The sequence below is a fragment of the Variovorax sp. dw_954 genome (genome assembly GCF_018449755.1).
Lineage (GTDB): Bacteria > Pseudomonadota > Gammaproteobacteria > Burkholderiales > Burkholderiaceae_C > Variovorax.
The window spans coordinates 1-347 of sequence record NZ_JAAVVD010000125.1 but is presented as its reverse complement, the minus strand read 5'-3'; the positions used below and the strand labels follow the sequence as shown (position 1 = coordinate 347).

The 347-nt window shown below is 64.6% G+C and carries 1 protein-coding gene; it reads left to right on the top strand.

All coding sequences use genetic code 11. The features are described from left to right. Positions 1-347: transposase (locus HB681_RS37815; protein ID WP_213960005.1), on the top strand; the 347-nt coding region annotated here is incomplete at both ends.

Genomic DNA, 347 nt, shown 5'->3' with positions numbered 1-347 from the left:
GGACATTCAGATCGCCACGCCGGGCTGCGCGGGTACACCACGGGGCTGATGTCGCCGCTGCAGCGCAAGAGCGTGGAGCCGATGGCCGCGCACATGGATCCGCTGAATGTTCGTTCGCGCCACCAGTCGTTGCACCACTTTGTGGCCGATGCGAATTGGTCGGACGAGCGCATGCTGCTGGGGGTATGCCAATGGGTCGTGCCGTTGATGAATTTCAGAGACGGCGGCTGGTGGATCATCGATGACACGGGGTTTCCCAAGCAGGGGCGGCACTCGGTGGGCGTCGCGCGCCAGTACTGCGGGATGCTGGGCAAGCAGGACAACTGCCAGGTGGCGGTGAGCGTGTC